Source organism: Bradyrhizobium sp. Ken64 (assembly GCF_055807555.1).
The window spans coordinates 411,427-428,476 of sequence record NZ_JBVVPA010000002.1; the positions used below are offsets into that span (position 1 = coordinate 411,427).

Annotated in this window: 16 protein-coding genes; 11 read left to right on the plus strand and 5 right to left on the minus strand. The window is 64.3% G+C overall.

The genetic code is table 11. The features are described 5' to 3' along the window. The first annotated feature begins 2 nt into the window (after positions 1-2). Complete coding sequence (locus tag AC0L2F_RS05040; RefSeq protein ID WP_473247695.1) at positions 3-1,289, plus strand: L,D-transpeptidase; 1,287 nt, start codon at positions 3-5, stop codon at positions 1,287-1,289. Between the two features lie 135 nt (positions 1,290-1,424). Here AC0L2F_RS05040 and cax read toward each other — a convergent pair whose 3' ends face one another. Next, positions 1,425-2,525: a calcium/proton exchanger gene (gene cax, locus AC0L2F_RS05045; RefSeq protein WP_473247696.1), complete on the minus strand. Its 1,101-nt coding sequence runs from the start codon at positions 2,523-2,525 to the stop codon at positions 1,425-1,427. 391 nt (positions 2,526-2,916) lie between these two features. On the opposite strand from cax, the gene AC0L2F_RS05050 reads away from it, so the two are divergent. The 5 genes from AC0L2F_RS05050 to AC0L2F_RS05070 all read left to right on the plus strand — a co-directional run bounded on the left by AC0L2F_RS05050 (position 2,917) and on the right by AC0L2F_RS05070 (position 4,927). After that, entirely contained in the window at positions 2,917-3,435 is a 519-nt protein-coding gene (locus tag AC0L2F_RS05050) for a Spy/CpxP family protein refolding chaperone (protein ID WP_473247697.1), read from the plus strand. 76 nt (positions 3,436-3,511) lie between these two features. Next, a complete protein-coding gene (locus tag AC0L2F_RS05055; protein WP_473247698.1) occupies positions 3,512-3,841 on the plus strand; it encodes an SHOCT domain-containing protein in 330 nt (109 codons plus the stop codon). Between the two features lie 34 nt (positions 3,842-3,875). Next, on the plus strand, positions 3,876-4,091 hold the full coding sequence (locus tag AC0L2F_RS05060) for a DUF302 domain-containing protein (RefSeq protein ID WP_473247699.1): 216 nt from the start codon (positions 3,876-3,878) through the stop codon (positions 4,089-4,091). A 60-nt stretch (positions 4,092-4,151) separates the two neighbouring features. Then, positions 4,152-4,520 (plus strand): hypothetical protein, encoded by a 369-nt coding sequence (locus AC0L2F_RS05065; RefSeq protein ID WP_473247700.1) that lies wholly within the window; start codon positions 4,152-4,154, stop codon positions 4,518-4,520. 173 nt (positions 4,521-4,693) lie between these two features. Further along, positions 4,694-4,927, plus strand: a complete 234-nt coding sequence (locus AC0L2F_RS05070; RefSeq protein ID WP_473247701.1) for a hypothetical protein — start codon at positions 4,694-4,696, stop codon at positions 4,925-4,927. Between the two features lie 274 nt (positions 4,928-5,201). On the opposite strand, the gene AC0L2F_RS05075 is transcribed toward AC0L2F_RS05070, so the two are convergent. From AC0L2F_RS05075 to xylB, 4 genes are all read right to left on the minus strand, one after another. Beyond that, positions 5,202-6,149 carry an ABC transporter substrate-binding protein gene (locus AC0L2F_RS05075; RefSeq protein ID WP_473247702.1) on the minus strand — a complete coding sequence of 316 codons (948 nt, stop codon included), beginning with the start codon at positions 6,147-6,149 and terminating at the stop codon, positions 5,202-5,204. A 95-nt stretch (positions 6,150-6,244) separates the two neighbouring features. Next, positions 6,245-7,300, minus strand: coding sequence for an ABC transporter permease subunit (locus tag AC0L2F_RS05080; protein WP_473247703.1), 1,056 nt, complete (start codon positions 7,298-7,300; stop codon positions 6,245-6,247). After that, positions 7,293-8,828, minus strand: a complete 1,536-nt coding sequence (locus AC0L2F_RS05085; RefSeq protein WP_473247704.1) for a sugar ABC transporter ATP-binding protein — start codon at positions 8,826-8,828, stop codon at positions 7,293-7,295. Before AC0L2F_RS05085 ends, AC0L2F_RS05080 begins: the two co-directional genes overlap by 8 nt. Positions 8,829-9,035: 207 nt before the next feature. Next, entirely contained in the window at positions 9,036-10,481 is a 1,446-nt protein-coding gene (gene xylB, locus AC0L2F_RS05090; RefSeq protein WP_473247705.1) for a xylulokinase, read from the minus strand. 143 nt (positions 10,482-10,624) lie between these two features. Here xylB and AC0L2F_RS05095 point away from each other — a divergent pair, with 143 nt between their 5' ends. From AC0L2F_RS05095 to AC0L2F_RS05115, 5 genes are all read left to right on the plus strand, one after another. Then, a complete protein-coding gene (locus AC0L2F_RS05095; protein ID WP_473247706.1) occupies positions 10,625-11,878 on the plus strand; it encodes an MFS transporter in 1,254 nt (417 codons plus the stop codon). A gap of 24 nt (positions 11,879-11,902) precedes the next feature. After that, positions 11,903-13,096: a M20/M25/M40 family metallo-hydrolase gene (locus AC0L2F_RS05100; protein ID WP_027516586.1), complete on the plus strand. Its 1,194-nt coding sequence runs from the start codon at positions 11,903-11,905 to the stop codon at positions 13,094-13,096. Between the two features lie 325 nt (positions 13,097-13,421). Then, positions 13,422-14,429, plus strand: a complete 1,008-nt coding sequence (locus tag AC0L2F_RS05105; protein WP_473247707.1) for an alpha/beta hydrolase — start codon at positions 13,422-13,424, stop codon at positions 14,427-14,429. A gap of 102 nt (positions 14,430-14,531) precedes the next feature. Continuing rightward, positions 14,532-15,620 (plus strand): mandelate racemase/muconate lactonizing enzyme family protein, encoded by a 1,089-nt coding sequence (locus AC0L2F_RS05110; protein ID WP_473247708.1) that lies wholly within the window; start codon positions 14,532-14,534, stop codon positions 15,618-15,620. Positions 15,621-15,893: 273 nt separating this feature from the next. Beyond that, complete coding sequence (locus tag AC0L2F_RS05115; protein ID WP_473247709.1) at positions 15,894-17,042, plus strand: amidohydrolase; 1,149 nt, start codon at positions 15,894-15,896, stop codon at positions 17,040-17,042. Positions 17,043-17,050: the final 8 nt, after the last annotated feature.

The following is a 17,050-nucleotide window of genomic DNA, read 5'->3' on the forward strand; positions in this document are numbered from 1 at the left end:
GCTTGGCGCGCCGTCAGGATGACGCATCAGGCTTCGGCTTCGGCTTCGCGCATCGTCTCGAAACGATGGAGTCGCGCCTACGGGACCGGGCGATGTTCGTTAAGGAATTACCAGCAATGCAGCGCGCGATAACAACCGCTGTATTCGCCATTTTCATGCTCCCCGCGGGGATCGCACACGCTCAATTTCTGTTTGGACCCCAACACACGTTCTGGCGAAGCCATTACGCTCCGTACAAGGACAAGCACCACCACCGGCAGACAAACTCTGAAACGGCGAAGAGCGTTCGGTCCGAACCCCTTCCAAAGGGCCCGCTCCAGATCATCATCTCGATCGCAGACCAACGGGTCTCGCTTTTTGACAACGGGGCCCTGATTGCACACTCTTCGGTGTCCACGGGAATGGAGGGGCATCCGACGCCCCTCGGCGTGTTCAGCGTCATCAGCAAAGAACGATGGCACCGTTCAAATATTTATAGCGCCGCCCCCATGCCCTACATGCAACGCATCACCTGGTCAGGGATAGCGTTGCACGCCGGTGTCGTCCCTGGGCATCCAGCGTCACACGGCTGCATCCGTTTGAAGAATGATTTTGCCGTTCGGCTCTGGCATCTCACGAAGCGCGGCACGCGCGTGATCATTGCGCATGGTGATGTCCAGCCGGTCGAGATAACCAATCCGCAGCTTTTTCAACCGAAGGCCGCGTCCGGTTCGTCCGAATTCCAGAGTGCCACCGTCGCAACCAAGAGCATCGGTGCAGCCGCGGCAACGCAGGGATCACTGGTGTCAAACGCCGAGACTCCAGAAGCCGCCAGTCTCCAGGAGCCGGGCTCGGCTCCCGCTGCAAGCGTGCCTAAAAAGATCGTCCCGATCTCCATCTTCGTCAGTCGTAAGTTGAGCAAGCTGTTCGTGCGTCAGGGCTTCACGCCGTTGTTTGATGTCCCGGTCAAGATCGAAAATCCGGAGGAGCCGCTGGGAACGCACGTGTTTACCGCAATGGAATTCCAGAACGAGGGAACGGCTATTCGCTGGAGCGTCGTGTCGATTCCAGAGGAATTGCCCCGTATGTCCGAAGCTGCCACGAAACGGCGAGAATCGCCCGCGCAGCAAACCGCGCCGGGACCGTTACCCGACAAAGCCAACGCTGCGCTCAACCGTATCGAAATGCCCCAGGATACGGTTGAGAAGATCTCTGAACTCCTGACGCCGGCCTCTTCGTTGATTGTTTCCGACGACGGAATTAGCCAGGAGACGGGGAAAGACACGGATTTCATCGTGGTAACGCATTGACGCGGCGCAACCCACCAATACGCGATGCCGCTGCGCGACCCGCTGGAATTGTCCGACCGCAATTCTGGGCCAACAACGGACTCACTCACAAACGGCACGGCGCCGACGGACGGTGAGGAAAAGGAGGCGTTGGCGTTACCCAATCCCCTGGCTCGCTGGCGGGACCACGTACAGCGTCAGCGCAAAGACCGCGTAGATGAAGATAAGCAGGGCGCCGACGAACCAGGCCGAGCGCCCGCCGCTCGTAATGAAGCTCGCGGTCACGGTTGCAATCATAACCATGGTGACGGCGCCCGGCCAGAACTGCAGGCTCATTGGCGACGGCCCGACGACATAGCTGAGCAGCACCAGTGCGGGTGCGACGAACAGCGCGATCTGGGAAGCGCTGCCGAGCGCGATGCTGACGCTCATGTCGAGGCGGTCCTTGCGCGCCGCAGAAAATGCCACGGCAAACTCGGCGGCGGCGCCGACCATCGAGACGATGATAAAGCCGACAAAGGCTGGGCTCATTCCAAACGTTTCCGCCGCCTTCTGTACGGACTCGACAAAAATCTCACTCACTAGTGCAACCAACAAAGTGACGACGAGCAGCGTGCCGACCGCAAGGCCAATCGGCCAATGTTCCTCACCCTCGCTATGGTCGGCACTTGCGAACAATTCCTTGTGGGTCTTCAGTGAGAACAGCAGGCCGAGCGCGTAAGCGATGATGAGCAGTATGGCGAGACCGACGCTGAGCTTCCGCATGACAGCGTCGCCTTGTACGAGATCGAGGTCGGCGACCGCCGACGGGGCGAGCAGGGCGACGGTGGCCATCAGCAAGAGACCGGAGTAGAGCCGCGCGCCGGCACGATTATATTCCTGGACGTGATAGCGCAGGCCGCCGAGCAATAAACAGGCACCTAGCATGAACAGGGCGTTGGTGACAATCGCGCCGGCAATCGACGCTTTCACGAGCATATACTGGCCGGCCTGAAGCGCGGTGATCGCAATGATCAGCTCCGTTAGGTTTCCCAGCGTCGCATTGAGCAGCCCGCCGACTGCATCGCCGGTCTTGGCGGCGACCGCTTCGGTCGCGTGGCTGAGCAGAGCAGCCAGCGGCACGATGGCGAGTACCGAAAGCACGAAGAGCAGCGTATGGGAATGCGGTGCGACCGCTTCCGCCACCAGCACGGCGGGAACGAAGATCAGCATCCAGAGCAGCGGGCTGTGCCGGATTTGCTTGAGCAGGGGTTTCATAGCGGGCGCCCTATCCATACCGGAGTGCGACGGCGGAAATTCGGCCCCGTCGCGGGATCGGCATTGATCTGGCTCAACACGGGCCCGAAGGCCGGGAAAGGCGCGCTGGCCGTTGTCCGCGAGCCCCGCAGAAAAGTGTCTTCGTTGGGTCATTCGCGTCGGTTGGCCGGATCATGGCGACTTCCGGTCTACCCCGGTGAACGGACATTCTCAGAATGGGCGGGCATGTCTCAAACGGGCCAACAGCAGTCCTTTGCTTGGTCATCCTGACTGCGGAATCCGATTGCTGTCGCAGCTTTGGCAGTCTTCATCATAAGAGGTTGAGTTTGACCTCGATCAACACCTCCTCGCCTCGTCCTCTCAGATTGGTGCTGAAAAATCGGAGGGTTCCATGCGCAAGACATTGATTTATGGCGCGGCGTTGGCGGCGATTGGGGCAGCCATCGCGGCCGTTCCGTCGAAGACACATGCGCAGCGCGGCTATGGCGGCATGATGGGCCCCGGCCAAGGATACGGCATGATGGGAAACTACGGCCGGGGTATGATGGGCGATTGTCCGATGATGGACGCTACGGCCGATGGCAAGACATCGACTTTCGCGGCGGGGCGTATTGCATTCCTCAAGGCAGAATTGAGCATTACCGATGCTCAAAAGACCGTCTGGGATGCTTACGCGGAGACGATCAAGGGCAATCTGCAAAGCATGCAGGGCATGTGGCAGACCATGAAGACAGTGGCCGAAGCCAAGACCCCCGCTGATCGCCTTGGCGCGCAGATTGCCGCGATGGAAAGCCGGGTCGCTGCGCTCAAGGAAGTCAAGCCGGCCCTTGAGAAGCTCTACGCTGCACTGAGTGACGAACAGAAGAAGAAGGCAGATGAGGTGCTCACGGGCATGGGTTGCATGATGTGATGCGCAGAACGGTGTTGGTGTTCTGTCCCGTCCGACATCGTTGTAGCAAAGGAAAACTCACCGGTCTGGCGGCTCAATGTTGATCGTCATGCCCGGCTATGTGGCCCCGAGTAGGAAACAAATGATGTGGGGCTATGGATCGGATGGCGGAATGATGGGATGGGGTTATGGTGCTTCGGGCATTTCTAACATGATCCTCTGGATCGTACTCGTGGGCCTGGTTGTCGCGGCGGTGGTGTGGCTTGTTCGGAGGCCCCCGATGGAAACGCATCAATCATATGGACGGCGATCTCCCGGCCTCGACGTACTGGAGGAGCGATACGCGCGCGGCGAAATAGACCGCGACGAATATCTGCAAAAGAAGCAGGACATTTCTCCTGATCTCACGCGGAGCGATCGGCACTGATGGTTCGTCGTCTCGATTGCGAAGGGAGTTTCCGATGAGCTACGATTTCAGCAAGACGCTGCCGGTCGGCTTTGATGAGGCCGTGCAGCGCAATATTGAGGGCCTCAAGCAGGAAGGCTTTGGCATCATCACCGAGATCGATCTGAAGGAGACGTTCAAGAAGAAAATCAATATCGACTACCGCATCCTCGGCGCGTGCAATCCCGTGCTGGCCCATGAGGCACTGAAATGCCCGCTTTCGGTCCGATAGCTGATCTTGCCTTGGCAGACAGCCGCGCTTACGCTGCTCTCCCGGAAACGGGACACACGCATGGCCGACGGTCGCAAGCCTTACGCGCAAGCCGCCACACAATACTTGAAGTGGGCGCTGGAAGAGATTGAGAAGGCCGGTCACCTAGAGGCTGCTCTCCAGGTTCAGATTGCCTTAAATGCCTTGAGCAGACCTGCCTCGGCAGATCGGGTCGTTGCCAGCAGGAGCGGCACTGGAACAGCTCCAAGCGCCGTACAAGACGCAAAGCGATTTCGCGACAAAGCCGATGAAGCCGAACAATTGGCTAAACTGGCCGAGACGGCATCGAGGCGTGAAGCTCTCATGAGCATCGCAGAGAGTTACAGGCTCACAGCAGCCCAGCTGGATAAAGCCTCGGCATCTCGCGACGTCGGAACGAAGAGCAAGTAGCTGTTAAGGCCGCTTGGGGTCATAAGCGGTCCTGTCCGGCTGTTCGCGGCAGGTCAGCTTAGGGTCACAACTGGTCCTCGACCGGCTGCGCGCCGCCGGTCAGCGAAGGGCCAACAGGCGACATAGAGCGAGCTGAGTGTTATGGAATAGGGCGATGTGAGGAGAACCTGAGAATGGCCAAGAAGAAGTCGGTCGAATCCATCAGGTACGTCGTCAAGTATGAGCTAGACGGCTCACCGCACTACGGCGCAATTCAGATAATGGATGGGGACCGGCTACATCTCGAAACTCAGCACGGATCAAAAGCTGCCGCGCTGAACCCGAAATCTGATGTCCAATCGCTGACAATGATCCTGCTCATGGAGTTGGGCGCGAAGCTCGTTTCGATCAATGTTCATTCCAGTTAGTGCCAACCTTAAGGCGCTGGTCCGCTTCGGGTCACAAGCTGAACTGGTGCATTGAAAGCCAGGGGCCGGCTTCGTGTCAAAAAAAAGCGGAAGTCGGGTGGTTGAGTCCGCGGGTATGATTAGGGACAGGATTTGAACCTGCGACCTCAAGATCATGAGCCTAACGAGAGCGCGGTCGACCCAGCCCCGGTCAAACGCTGCATGCCGAGTCAACACCGCATCACGCGAGCCCGGCCAGCGCCGCACCCGGCGCCGGCCGTCTCCCGCTCCCTACTTACTGCGACCGGTCCGAGGTCCAGCCCTTGTAGTCTTTGACATTGTCGCGGGTCACGAGTTTCGACGGCAGCAGCTCGACGGTGGATGCCGGCTTCTGGCCGTTGAGAATGTTGACGCCGACCTGCACGGCGCGGCGGGCCATGAAGAACGGGTCCTGTGAGGCGGAGGCCTGGATCTGCATCGCCTGCGGGTCCTTGAGGGCGGCTTCGATGTCGGGTGCGCCGTCGACCGCGGTGATGATGATGCCGGTGCGCTGCTGCTGACGCGCGGCAAGGTCGGTGCCGATCGCCTGCGGATCGTTGATAGCGAAGATGGCGTCGATCTTGGCGAAGCGGGTCAGATAGCCCTGCGCCACCGTGAGGCCGCCTTCGCGCGAGCCCTTGCCGTCCTGGTCGTTGGACAGGACCTTGATGCCGGGGTTCTTGCCGAACACGTTCTTGCAGCCGACGACGCGATCGATCACCGCGGAGACCTGCGGGCCGTTCTCGATGATCACGTCGCCCTTGCCGCCCAGCTTGTCGACGATGTACTGGCAGGAGATCTCGCCGGCCTGGACGTTGTTGGTGGTCACGGTGGCGTCGGCGCCTTCGGCCGCGGTGTCGACGGCAACGACGACGATGCCGGCGGCCTGCGCCTTCTTGATCGCCGGACCGACGGCCTTGGGATCGCCGGGGTTGAGCAGGATCAGGTCGACGCCGGCGGCGATGAAATTGTCGATCTGGGTGACCTGCTTGCCGAGATCATATTCGAAGCCGACGGTCGTGATCTTCACGTTGGGGTTGGTCTTCTTGGCCTCGAACTCGGCGCCCTTCGACAACGCGACGAAGAACGGATTGCCGAGCGAGCCCAGCGAAACGCCGATCGACTTGAGCTCCTTGGCGAGGGACGGCGCGGAGCTCAGGACGAGCGCCATCGCGGCGCCGGCAAACGAGATCGACTTCAACATTGGCTTCCTCCCTGGTCTGTTTGAATCTCCGGCACGGCGACCAGTTGCCGTGACGGAATGGACATGACGGCGCAGCGCCCTGCATTCTCTTGCTCTCAGGTCCGCGCCGAGCCCTGCAGCCGATAGCGGTCCAGCGCCACCGCGCCGATGATCACCAGGCCCTTGATCACATATTGCCAGACGTCGGACACGCCGATCAGGATCAGGCCGTTCGACAACACGGCAATGATCAGCGCGCCGACCAGCGTTCCCCAGATCGAGCCGATGCCACCGACAAAGGAGGTGCCGCCCAGGATCACGGCGGTAATGGCGTCGAGCTCGTAGGACTGGCCGAGCTGCAGGCCATTGGCGGCGTAGAGGCGCGCCGCCTGCATCGCTCCGCCGAGGCCCGCCATCAGGCCGGATACGCCATAGACGAAGATCAGCACGGCCCAGACCTTGATGCCGGCGAGCCGCGCCGCGCTCTCGTTGCCGCCGACCGCGTAGATGTGCACCCCGAGCACGGTACGCTTGAGCACCAGCCACGACACCAGGATGACCAGCAACGCGATCACCCAGAGCCAGGGAATCGACAATACACCGGGAATGAGGGTCAACGCGCCGTTGCCGATGAAGGCATAGGGGATCGACGGATTGAACACCGTGGTGTCGGCGCCGAGCAGGCGCGCCGCGCCGCGCACGGCGGTCAACGACCCCAGCGTGACGATGAAGGGCGGCAAGCGCAACAGCGCGATCAAGCCGCCATTGAGAATGCCGAAGACGGCGCCGGTGAGCACCGCGGCCGGCAACCACAGCACCCCGAGATCCGGGAATTTGGAGATGATCAGCCCGGCCATCGCCGACGCCGCCAGGATGGAGCCGACCGAAAGGTCGATGCCGCCGGTGAGGATGACGAAGGTCATGCCTGCGGCCAGCACGGTATTGACCGCGGACTGCTGCACCACGATGCCGATGTTCTGGCCGGTGAAGAAGCGGCCATCCGACAGCACGTGAAAGCCGATGCACAGCAACAGCAGCACCGGCAGCATGCCGACCGCGCGAATGATCATCCGCGTACGCTGCCGCTTCGTCTCCTGCGCGGCGGCAAGACCGGGCGCGACGGGGGCGGCTTTGGCGGGGGCTGTGCTTGAGGAAGCGCCGTTCTCAGGCATCGAGCTGCTCCGTTCCGGTGGCGAGGGCCATGATCTCCTCCTGATTGAGCGGCGATGTCGCGTTGCGCCGGATCTGCCCCGCGATATGTCCCGCGCGCATCACGATGACGCGGTCGCAGATGCCGATGATCTCGGGCAGGTCGGACGAGATGACGAGAACCGCGGTGCCCGACTTCGCGAGATTGTCGATGATCGAATAGATCTCGGACTTGGCGCCGACGTCGACGCCGCGCGTCGGCTCGTCGAGGATCAGGATCTTCGGGCCGATCGCGAGCAGCCGCGACAGCAGCACTTTCTGCTGGTTGCCGCCGGAGAGCCCGCCGGCGGGAACACCGACATTCGCAGCACGGATGCCGAGGCCTGCAAAAGCGCGCTTGGCGCGGTCGCGGGCCTTGTCGCGGTCGAGAATGCCGCCGAATTTCGCATCCCGGCCGAGCACCGCGAGATTGATGTTGTCGAGGCAGGACATGTCGAGGAACAGGCCGAGCGCCTTCCTGTCCTCGGTGAGATAGGCAATGCCGGCATCCAGCGCCTCACCGGGCGTGCGGATGGAGACCGCGCGCCCGTCGATCTCGACATGGCCCGAAACCATCGGCGCGGCGCCGATGATGAGGTGCGCAAGCTCGGTGCGGCCGGCGCCGACCAGGCCGGCAAGGCCGACCACCTCACCCGCATGCACCGTCAGCGAACATCCCTTGACGCGCCTGCCGTCGGCGATGTCGACGGCCGCAAGCACGGGAGCTCCCGACCGCGCGTTGGGATCGCTCCTGGGATCATGCTCCTTCTTGTAGAAGGAGGAGACGTCGCGTCCCACCATCATCCGGACGATGGTGTCGGCGCGGATGTCGCCCTTGTCGAGCGAACCGACCAGCGTGCCGTCGCGCAGCACCGTGACGCGATCGCCGAGCGCATAGACCTCGTCCATGCGATGCGAGATGTAGATGATGGCGAGACCTTCGGCACGCAGCTGGCGGATCAGCGCGAACAGCCTTTCGCTCTCGCCGGCCGACAGCGCGGTGGTCGGCTCGTCCATGATCAGGATCCTGGAGCGGGCGTGCAGCGCGCGCGCGATCTCGACCAATTGGCGCTGGCCCATCGAAAGATTGGCGACCTGGGTCTGCGGCGTGAAATCCGCGCCGAGTCGCGCAAGGATCGGACCGACGCCGGCCTGCATCGCCTCGCGCGCCAGCAAGCCGCCGCGGGAGACCTCGCGGCCGAGATAGATGTTCTCCGCGACGCTCAGATTGGGGGCGAGCGAGAGTTCCTGATAGATGATTGCGATGCCGGCCGCGCGGCCGCCGAGCGGGCCGCTGATCTGCACGGGCTGGCCGTCGATGCGGATTTCGCTGCCCGGGTCTGGCCGGTAGGCGCCCGACAGGATCTTCATCAGGGTGGATTTGCCGGCACCGTTCTCGCCCATCAAAGCGTGGATTTCTCCCGCGTAAACGGTGAGATCGACGTCGCGCAGCGCCTTGATGCTGAAGAACGATTTGGAGACCCGGCGCATCTCGAGGATGGGCTCGCTCATCACACCTCCCCCGACGCGCCGACGGCGGCCGCAATCTCACGCGCGTCTCGTTGGTCCCTGGCGCGCGCAAGCATTAAACAAAAGGTTGTGGCGCAGGGCAATACCTCCGGCATGCCGACCAACGGTCCGGCGCTGCTTTTATCTTTTGCAGACGGAACCGATCTCGCGCGTGATGCCTTTTCTTCGCCACATCATCGCGCATTGCGATCAGCGCCGCGGCCGGTACAGGCGGCGCCATTGCTGAAGCCGCTCGGCATAGGCCTGTGCAAGCGCGGGCTCAGGCTCGAACGTCTCGACGCGTTCGGGCGCGGTGCAGACGGCATCGATCGCCTCCCCGGTGACGGCCAGGCGGCCAAGCCGCGCCGCACCAAACGCCGCGCCCGTCTCGCCGTCGGCAAAGCGATGCATCGGCACGTTCAGGACATTGGCCAGCACCGCAAGCCAGAACCGCGACCGCGAGCCGCCGCCGATGACGTCCGCCTCCGCGATCGCCAGTCCGGTCTCGGCGAGAACGTCCCGGCAATCCGCAAGCGCGAAGGCGACGCCTTCCAGCACGGCTTGCACGACCGCGTCACGATCGGTGCCATGACTGAGTCCATCGAGCATGCCGCGCACATCCGGGTCATCGTGCGGGGTGCGTTCGCCGGAGAGGTACGGCAGGAAGCTGACCGGCGACGGCGCCCGCGGGCGCAACCCGAGCGGCGCCAGCAGGTCGGCCTCGGAAGTCCCCAACAGCCGGGCGATCCAGGCCAGGCACGATGCCGCCGAGAGGATCGCGCCGGCTTGAATCCATCTATCCGGGACGGCGTGACAGAACGTGTGCACGACCCGCTCCGGGTTGGCCGCGATCGTCTCGGTCGGCACCAGCAATGCGCCGGAGGTTCCGAGCGAAATGAAGGCTGCGCCGGGATTGATTGCGCCGATGCCGACGGCCCCCGCCGGATTGTCGCCGGCCCCGCCGGCGATCATCGGCCGCCCGGCCATGCCCCAGCGCTGCGCCAACTCGCTCCGCAGCCGTGCCGACGGCGCGCAGCCCTCGACGAGACGCGGCATCTGCCGGCGCGATAGTGCGGTCGCGGCGAGCCCCTCATCCGACCAATCGCGGCTGCCGACATCGAGCCACAGCGAACCCGAGGCGTCCGAGACATCCTCGATCGCCTCGCCCGTCAGCACCAGGCGCAGATAGGCCTTTGGTTGCAGCACGAGTTTTGTCGCCGCGAAGGTCTCCGGTTCGTGCCTGGCGACCCACAGCAGTTTCGGCGCCGTGAATCCCGGCATCGCCTTGTTGCCTGTCGTCGTCCGCAAGGCGGGCCAGCGCCGCTCCAGCTCGCCGCATTCCGCAAAGGACCGTCCGTCGTTCCAGAGAATGCAGGGCCGCAAAGGCGTGTGGCTGGCGTCGAGCAGCGTCGCGCCGTGCATCTGGCCGGACAGGCCGATGCCCTCGACCTCGGCCAGTTCGCGCGCGTGATCCGCCTTCAAGGCGTCCAGCGTCGCGAATGTGGCCTCGGTCCACTGCGCCGGGTCCTGCTCGCAATGGCCCGGACGCGGCGAAGAGACCGTCAGCGACCGGCTGCGGCTCGCCACCACACGCTGCGCGTCGTCGACCAGAACGATTTTGACGGCAGAGGTGCCGAGGTCGATGCCGAGATACATGATATCACTTGCCTTGTGCGTCCATTGCGCTGCGCGTCCAGTGCGTTACGCGTCCATGACATTGCGGGCATGGCGGTCCCGATGTTGGCATGCACCCGCCAATCATGTAACCCCACCCGAAACCTTGCCGGGACGCAACGCCTATGACCACTGCCGCCACCAACGACGCGGGAGCCACCCGCGCGCTGATCCTTGCGTTGCTTGCGCTCGCCTGCGGGCACATGCTCTCGACCTTGCTGCGCACCATTCCGGCGGTCAGCCTCGACCTCATGGCGGCGGATTTCGGCATCGAACCGCAGGCGCTGGCGAGCCTCACCTCGGTCTATCCGTTCGCGTTTGCGGCCGCGCAGATCCCGGTCGGTGCGGCGATGGACCGCTTTGGCGTGCGGCCGGTGTCGCTGAGCCTGCTCGCGGGAACCGTGGTCGGCGCCATCGCGTCGGGATTCGCGACGGGACCCGAAAGCTTCGCAGTCGGTCAGGTGCTGCTGGGCGTCGCCACCTCCGGCATGCTGATGTGCCCGATGACATTGGCGGCCAAGCAATTGTCGGCCGCGCGCTTCGGGCTGTGGTCGGGCGCGATCCTCTCGATCGGGAATATCGGCATGCTGTTGTCGTCGAGCCCGCTCGCCTTCGTGGTCGACACTTACGGCTGGCGCGCCGGATTCTGGATCTCGGCACTCGGCGGCGTCGCCGTGGCGCTCGCGGTGTTCCTGCTGGTGCCGAACCAGCCGGCCGAGCACAAGGACGAATCCTCGCCGCTGTCGCAGATGATCGAGGTGCTCAGGCTGGGACTGTCGCGTCCCTTGCGCGGCCTGATCGCGCTGGCGCTGGTGTCGCTTGCGACCTCGCTGGTGCTGCGCGGCCTGTGGGGCGGACCGTGGCTGATGCAGGTCAAGGGATTGTCGCGAGTCGAGGCCGGCAACCAGCTCGGCGCGTTCACGCTCGCGATGATCGCCGGTCCGCTTCTCGTCGGCATGATCGACCGCAGGATCGGCCGCCGCCGCGCGCTGGTGGCGGGAACGCACCTGGCCGGCGCATTGCTGCTGGCGCTGATGGCGTTAGGGGCGCCGCATTATGCCGTCTCGATGCTGCTCGGCCTTCCCGTGATGCCGCCGCAATACGACCTCGTGCTGTTCGTGCTCATTGGCTTGGCGACCTCGGCGCAGCCGCTTCTGTTCGGCATGTCGCGGCAGCTGGTCGACGCCCAAGTCGCGGGCAAGGCGCTCGCGGCGATCAACCTCGCCTTCTTCCTCGGCGCGGCTCTGATGCAGTCGATCACCGGCGCGGTGGCGGCCTTCGCGGGACTGCCGGCGGTGCTGCTGTTCATGGCTGCCATGCTTGGCATGGGCGCGCTGATCTTTTTAGTCTACACCTCGCCAAGACCGGCGATAGAGTAGAGCCCTGCATCAAGGGGACATCTCATGCCTGTCGACACCAAAGCCGCCACCGACCGCCTCATGCGCTTTCTCGCCGTCGAGGGCGTCACCGGACAGGAGGCGGCGATCGGGCGTGAGCTCACGGCCGCGCTGAAGGAGAGCGGCGTGCCGGCGAAGGCGATCCGGCTCGACGACGCCAATACGCGCATTCCCGTGCCGACCGAGACCGGCAACCTGATCGTCGACCTGCCCGGCCGCGGCGCGCTGCACAACCAGCCGCGCATCATGTTCATGACCCACATGGACACCGTGCCGCTGTGCGCCGGCGCCAGGCCGAAGAAGTCGGGTCGCAAGATCGTCAACGAGGCCAAGACCGCGCTCGGCGGCGACAATCGCTGCGGCTGCGGCGTGCTGGTGACGCTGGCAGCCGAGCTCGAAAAGCAGCAGCTCGATCATCCGCCGATCACGCTTCTGTTCTGCGTGCGCGAGGAGAGCGGGCTTTACGGCGCGCGCCACGTCAAGCTGGACGAGCTCGGCTCGCCGGTGATGGCGTTCAACTATGACGGCGGCTCGGCCTCCAACGTCGTCATCGGCGCGGTTGGTGCCGACCGCTGGACCGTCGAGATCTTCGGCCGCGCCTCGCATGCCGGCGTCGCGCCGGAGCGCGGCATCTCCTCGACCATGATCCTCGCGCTTGCGCTGGCGGACGTGAAGGCCGGCGGCTGGTTCGGCAAGGTGGTCAAGCGCAAGCAGCAAGGCACCAGCAATGTCGGCCCCGTCACCGGCGGCGAGGGACGGCCTGCGGGCGACGCCACCAATGTCGTCACCGACTACGTGCATGTGCGCGGTGAAAGCCGCAGCCATGATGGAAAGTTCTTCAAGGAGATCACAAAGGCCTACAAGGCCGCGTTCGAGAAGGCGGCCAAGAAAGTCACCAACGCGCAAGGCAAGTCCGGCAAGGTCAAGTTCAAGGCCGAGACCGATTATTTCCCGTTCCGCATGAAGGACAATTTGCCGGTGGTCAAACGCGCGGTGGAGGCGGTGTCCGCCGTCGGCGGCACCCCGAACGTGCGCACCGCCAATGGCGGCCTCGATGCCAATTGGATGGTCCGCCACGGCGTTCCGACCGTGACCTTCGGCGCCGGCCAGAACGAGGCGCACACGATCGACGAGTGGATCAATCTGGACGAATATGATCGCGCCTGCGCGCTGGCCGTGCAGCTCGCAACGATGCGGTGAGCTGCCCACCAAAACCCCGCCGACAAATTGGAAAACAAAGCCGGCGATATCCTTCGGCGGGACAGCGCCGCACGCGTTGGCTCGGCCGGCCCGCGCCGGCCGCGGATCGAGGCGCCCGGCCCGGTGCGCTTGATCTAAATCAAGTGATACAGAGGCCGAAGGTCCAGCAGTGGGCGGAGGTCGCGAAAGATCGGGGCACGGACCCATTGCCATTCCTCGCAGCAGCATGAGCTCCCAGGCCATCTCCCGCACTTGCCGGCGCGTGACGGGCGTCTTGATCCTGTCTCTTGCTTGCGCATCCTGCGCGGGACGCCCTCTGCAGGGCGTGCTCGTTCCGGTCGAGGCCGCGGAGAGCACGTCGCGTGTTCCGATCCTTGTTGCGACGACGCGCGAGCGCGCGGCCGTCGACACTGGCGACATGTTCGGCCGCGAACGTGCCGCCGCGATGTCCTACGCGATGGTCTCTGTCTCAATTCCGCCTGACGAGGCCCGCGTGGTCGGAGCGATCCAGTGGCCGGTGGCGCCGCCCGGCGATCCGCGCCGCGAGTTCGTCACGGTGTCGGCCGATTACCTCGACAGGGCCGCCTTCAATACTGCCATCAACAGTGTCGCCAAGAAGACCCGCCGCAGCAAGGCGATGATTTTCGTCCACGGCTTCAACAACCGCTTCGATGATGCGGTTTATCGCTTCGCGCAAATCGTCCAGGACTCGAGAGCTCCGGTGATCCCGATCCTGTTCTCTTGGCCCTCGCAAGGCCTGGTCGGATTGCGCGCCTATGAGCGCGACGGCGAGGTCGCCCGTGAATCCGTCGGATCGCTCGACGGGCTGATCGAGCAGGTGGCGCTCAACCCCGCAATCCGCGAGGTCACCGTGCTCTGCCATTCCATGGGCTGCCTGATCACGCTGAATGCCCTCCAGGCCAGGGCACGCCGGACTGGGAAGATCGGCGGCAAGATCAGGAACGTGGCTATGGTGGCCCCCGATGTCGACTTCGCGGCGTTTCGCGAACAGATGCAGGAAATGGGATCGTCGCGGCCGCGCTTCGCGCTGTTCCTGTCGCAGGATGACGGTGCGCTGAAGCTGTCGAAGTCGATCGCGGGCGGCCTCACCCGTCTCGGCGATGTCAACGCGGAGGAAGAGCCTTACAAGGACGAGCTGGCGCGGGCCAATATTCTGGTGTTCGACATCACCCGCTTACAGGGACAAGCGCATTCGCGGGCCTTCGAAGACGTGACCACCGTGATGGGCATGATCGAGCGCAGGCTCGCTCAAGGTCAGCAGCTTGCCGAGGACGTTTCGCGGCGACCGGCCGCTGGCGCGCCGGCGCAATAGCGCAACGCGATCTTGCCCAAGACGCGCCGCGATGTCGCAACGACCGCATTGCCGCGGCGCGAACCTCGGGCTAGCCTGCAAAGAAAACGCAGGAAGAAAATCATGCCGCGCATTGCAAACATCGAGACCGGATTCTACCGGATCCCCCTCCCCGTCATGCTCTCCGACTCGACCCATGGCGACATCGCGGCGTTCGAGCTGATCACCTGCCGGGTGCGCGATGCCGATGGCGCCGAGGGCGTCGGCTACACCTACACGGTCGGGCGCAATGGCGGCGCCGTCGCCGACATCCTCAAGCGCGAGATCCCGCCGCTCGTCGAGGGCCGCGAGGCCGATGATACCGAAGCGATCTGGCATCATGTCTGGTGGGGCCTGCATTATGGCGGGCGCGGCGGACCGGCGGTGCTGGCGCTCTCGGCGCTCGATATCGCCCTGTGGGACTTGAAGGCGCGGCGCGCGACATTGCCGCTGTATCAGTTGCTCGGCGGTTTTGATGCGCGCGTGCCGTGCTATGCCGGCGGCATCGATCTCGATCTCTCGGTCGAGGCGCTGCTGAAGCAGACCGACGGCAATCTCGCCAAAGGCTTTCGCGCCATCAAGATGAAGGTCGGCCGGCCCGATCTCAAAACCGACGTCGCGAAGGTCTCTGCGATGCGACAACATCTCGGCGACGGCTTTCCGCTGATGGTGGATGCCAACATGAAATGGACGGTCGAGGAAGCGATCCGCGCCGCCCGCGCGTTCCAACCCTACGACCTCACCTGGCTCGAGGAGCCGATCATTCCCGACGATGTCGCGGGCCACGCCCGCATCATGCAGGCAGGCGGCGTACCGATCGCGGCGGGCGAGAATCTGCGTTCGCTGTGGGAGTTCAAGAACTACATCGTCGCAGGCGCAGTGTCCTATCCCGAGCCTGACGTCACCAATTGCGGCGGCGTCTCCGCCTTCATGAAGATCGCGCGGCTGGCGGAGGCGTTTAACCTGCCCGTCACCAGCCACGGCGCGCACGACATCACCGTGCACCTGCTCGCGGCCTGCCCGAACCGGTCGTATCTGGAGGCGCACGGTTTTGGACTCGACAAATATATCGAGCATCCTCTGGTGCTTCAGGACGGACTCGCGCTCGCGCCGGACCGGATCGGCCACGGCATCAGCTTCGACTGGGACGGGCTGGCGAAGCTGTCGGCGTAGCGCGGAGCCACGGCCGCGGGTGCGCCCCCTCTCCCGCTTGCGGGAGAGGGTTGGGGAGAGGGTGTCTCCGCAGTGAGAACCCCAATGACGATCGAGCCCTCTCCCGGCCTCTCCCGCAAGCGGGAGAGGTGAAGCGGAGCGCGCAGCGCATTCGGTTTGCCCCAGCAATCACCAACGCGTTGCTGCACGCGAGGCATTCGCTGACGCTTGATGCAAGCTGCGGTTATTCGGCTATGGTGTCGACGCCGACACACAATCCGAGAGAATCCCGCCTTGAGCCCCGAGCTGCACCAGAAACTGACCGCGTGGCGCCGGCACTTGCACGCGCATCCCGAACTGTCCCTTCAGGAGGAAGCCACCGCCGCTTTCGTGCAGGACAGACTCACCGAGCTCGGCATTCCCTTCGTGTCAGGCATCGGCGGTCACGGCATCGTCGCGACCCTCACGCGAGGGGCTGCACAGGGCCGCGTCGGCCTGCGCGCCGACATGGATGCGCTGCCGATCACCGAAGATACGGGGCTAGCTTACGCTTCGCAATATCCCGGCGTGATGCATGCCTGCGGCCATGACGGGCACACCGCTTCGCTGCTCGGTGCCGCCGCACTGCTCGCCGCCGATACCAGCTGGAGCGGCACGGTCGATTTCATCTTCCAGCCGGCCGAGGAAGGTTATGGCGGCTCGCGCGCGATGGTCGCGGCCGGGCTGTTCGAGCGCTTTCCGATGCAGCGGGTGTTCGGATTTCACAACTGGCCGGGCCTTGCCGCCGGCACCATCGCGGTCCATGACGGCGTCGTGATGGCCTCCGGCGGGCGTGTCATCATCACCATCGACGGCCATGCCGGACACGCCGGCATGCCGCATCTGACGCGCGATCCGGTGATGGCGGCCGGCCATTTGATCGTGGCGCTGCAATCGATCGTGTCACGCAGCGTCGATCCGCTCGACGCCGCCGTGCTCTCGCTCTGCACGCTCGAAGGCGGCACGGCACGCAACCAAATCGCCGGACGCGTCTCGATCGGCGGCACGCTGCGTTACCATCGTGATGCGGTGAAGGACACCGTCGTGGCGCGGATCGAACAGATCTGCGCCGGGATTGCCACGAGCTTCGGCGTCAAGGTCACGCCCGAGATCGTCATTGGCGTCGGCGTCGTCGTCAACACGCCGGCCGAGGCGGATCTCGCGCGGCTCGCCGCGGACAAGGTGCGGGCCGAGTTGCGGCGCGACCTTGCGCCCAGCATGGCCGGTGAGGATTTCGCCCATTATCTCTCGCGGCGCCCCGGCGCCTTCGTCTGGATCGGCAACGGCGAATTGCGTGATGGCGCCGAGCTGCACGGCCCGCGCTATGATTTCAACGACGCGATTCTACCGGTGGCGGCAGGCTGGATGGCGGAAGTCGCCAAGGCGGCACTGGCCTCAAACTAGGCGGCGCT

Bases quoted from the DNA above. Each gene is read 5' to 3' on its own strand.
- AC0L2F_RS05110 (WP_473247708.1), top strand. From the start codon at position 14,532: ATGCCGCGCATTGCAAACATCGAGACCGGATTCTACCGGATCCCCCTC.
- AC0L2F_RS05080 (WP_473247703.1), bottom strand. From the start codon at position 7,300: ATGCCTGAGAACGGCGCTTCCTCAAGCACAGCCCCCGCCAAAGCCGCC.
- AC0L2F_RS05075 (WP_473247702.1), bottom strand. From the start codon at position 6,149: ATGTTGAAGTCGATCTCGTTTGCCGGCGCCGCGATGGCGCTCGTCCTG.
- AC0L2F_RS05085 (WP_473247704.1), bottom strand. From the start codon at position 8,828: ATGAGCGAGCCCATCCTCGAGATGCGCCGGGTCTCCAAATCGTTCTTC.
- AC0L2F_RS05050 (WP_473247697.1), top strand. From the start codon at position 2,917: ATGCGCAAGACATTGATTTATGGCGCGGCGTTGGCGGCGATTGGGGCA.
- AC0L2F_RS05055 (WP_473247698.1), top strand. From the start codon at position 3,512: ATGTTGATCGTCATGCCCGGCTATGTGGCCCCGAGTAGGAAACAAATG.
- xylB (WP_473247705.1), bottom strand. From the start codon at position 10,481: ATGTATCTCGGCATCGACCTCGGCACCTCTGCCGTCAAAATCGTTCTG.
- AC0L2F_RS05060 (WP_473247699.1), top strand. From the start codon at position 3,876: ATGAGCTACGATTTCAGCAAGACGCTGCCGGTCGGCTTTGATGAGGCC.
- AC0L2F_RS05070 (WP_473247701.1), top strand. From the start codon at position 4,694: ATGGCCAAGAAGAAGTCGGTCGAATCCATCAGGTACGTCGTCAAGTAT.
- AC0L2F_RS05065 (WP_473247700.1), top strand. From the start codon at position 4,152: ATGGCCGACGGTCGCAAGCCTTACGCGCAAGCCGCCACACAATACTTG.
- cax (WP_473247696.1), bottom strand. From the start codon at position 2,525: ATGAAACCCCTGCTCAAGCAAATCCGGCACAGCCCGCTGCTCTGGATG.
- AC0L2F_RS05100 (WP_027516586.1), top strand. From the start codon at position 11,903: ATGCCTGTCGACACCAAAGCCGCCACCGACCGCCTCATGCGCTTTCTC.
- AC0L2F_RS05095 (WP_473247706.1), top strand. From the start codon at position 10,625: ATGACCACTGCCGCCACCAACGACGCGGGAGCCACCCGCGCGCTGATC.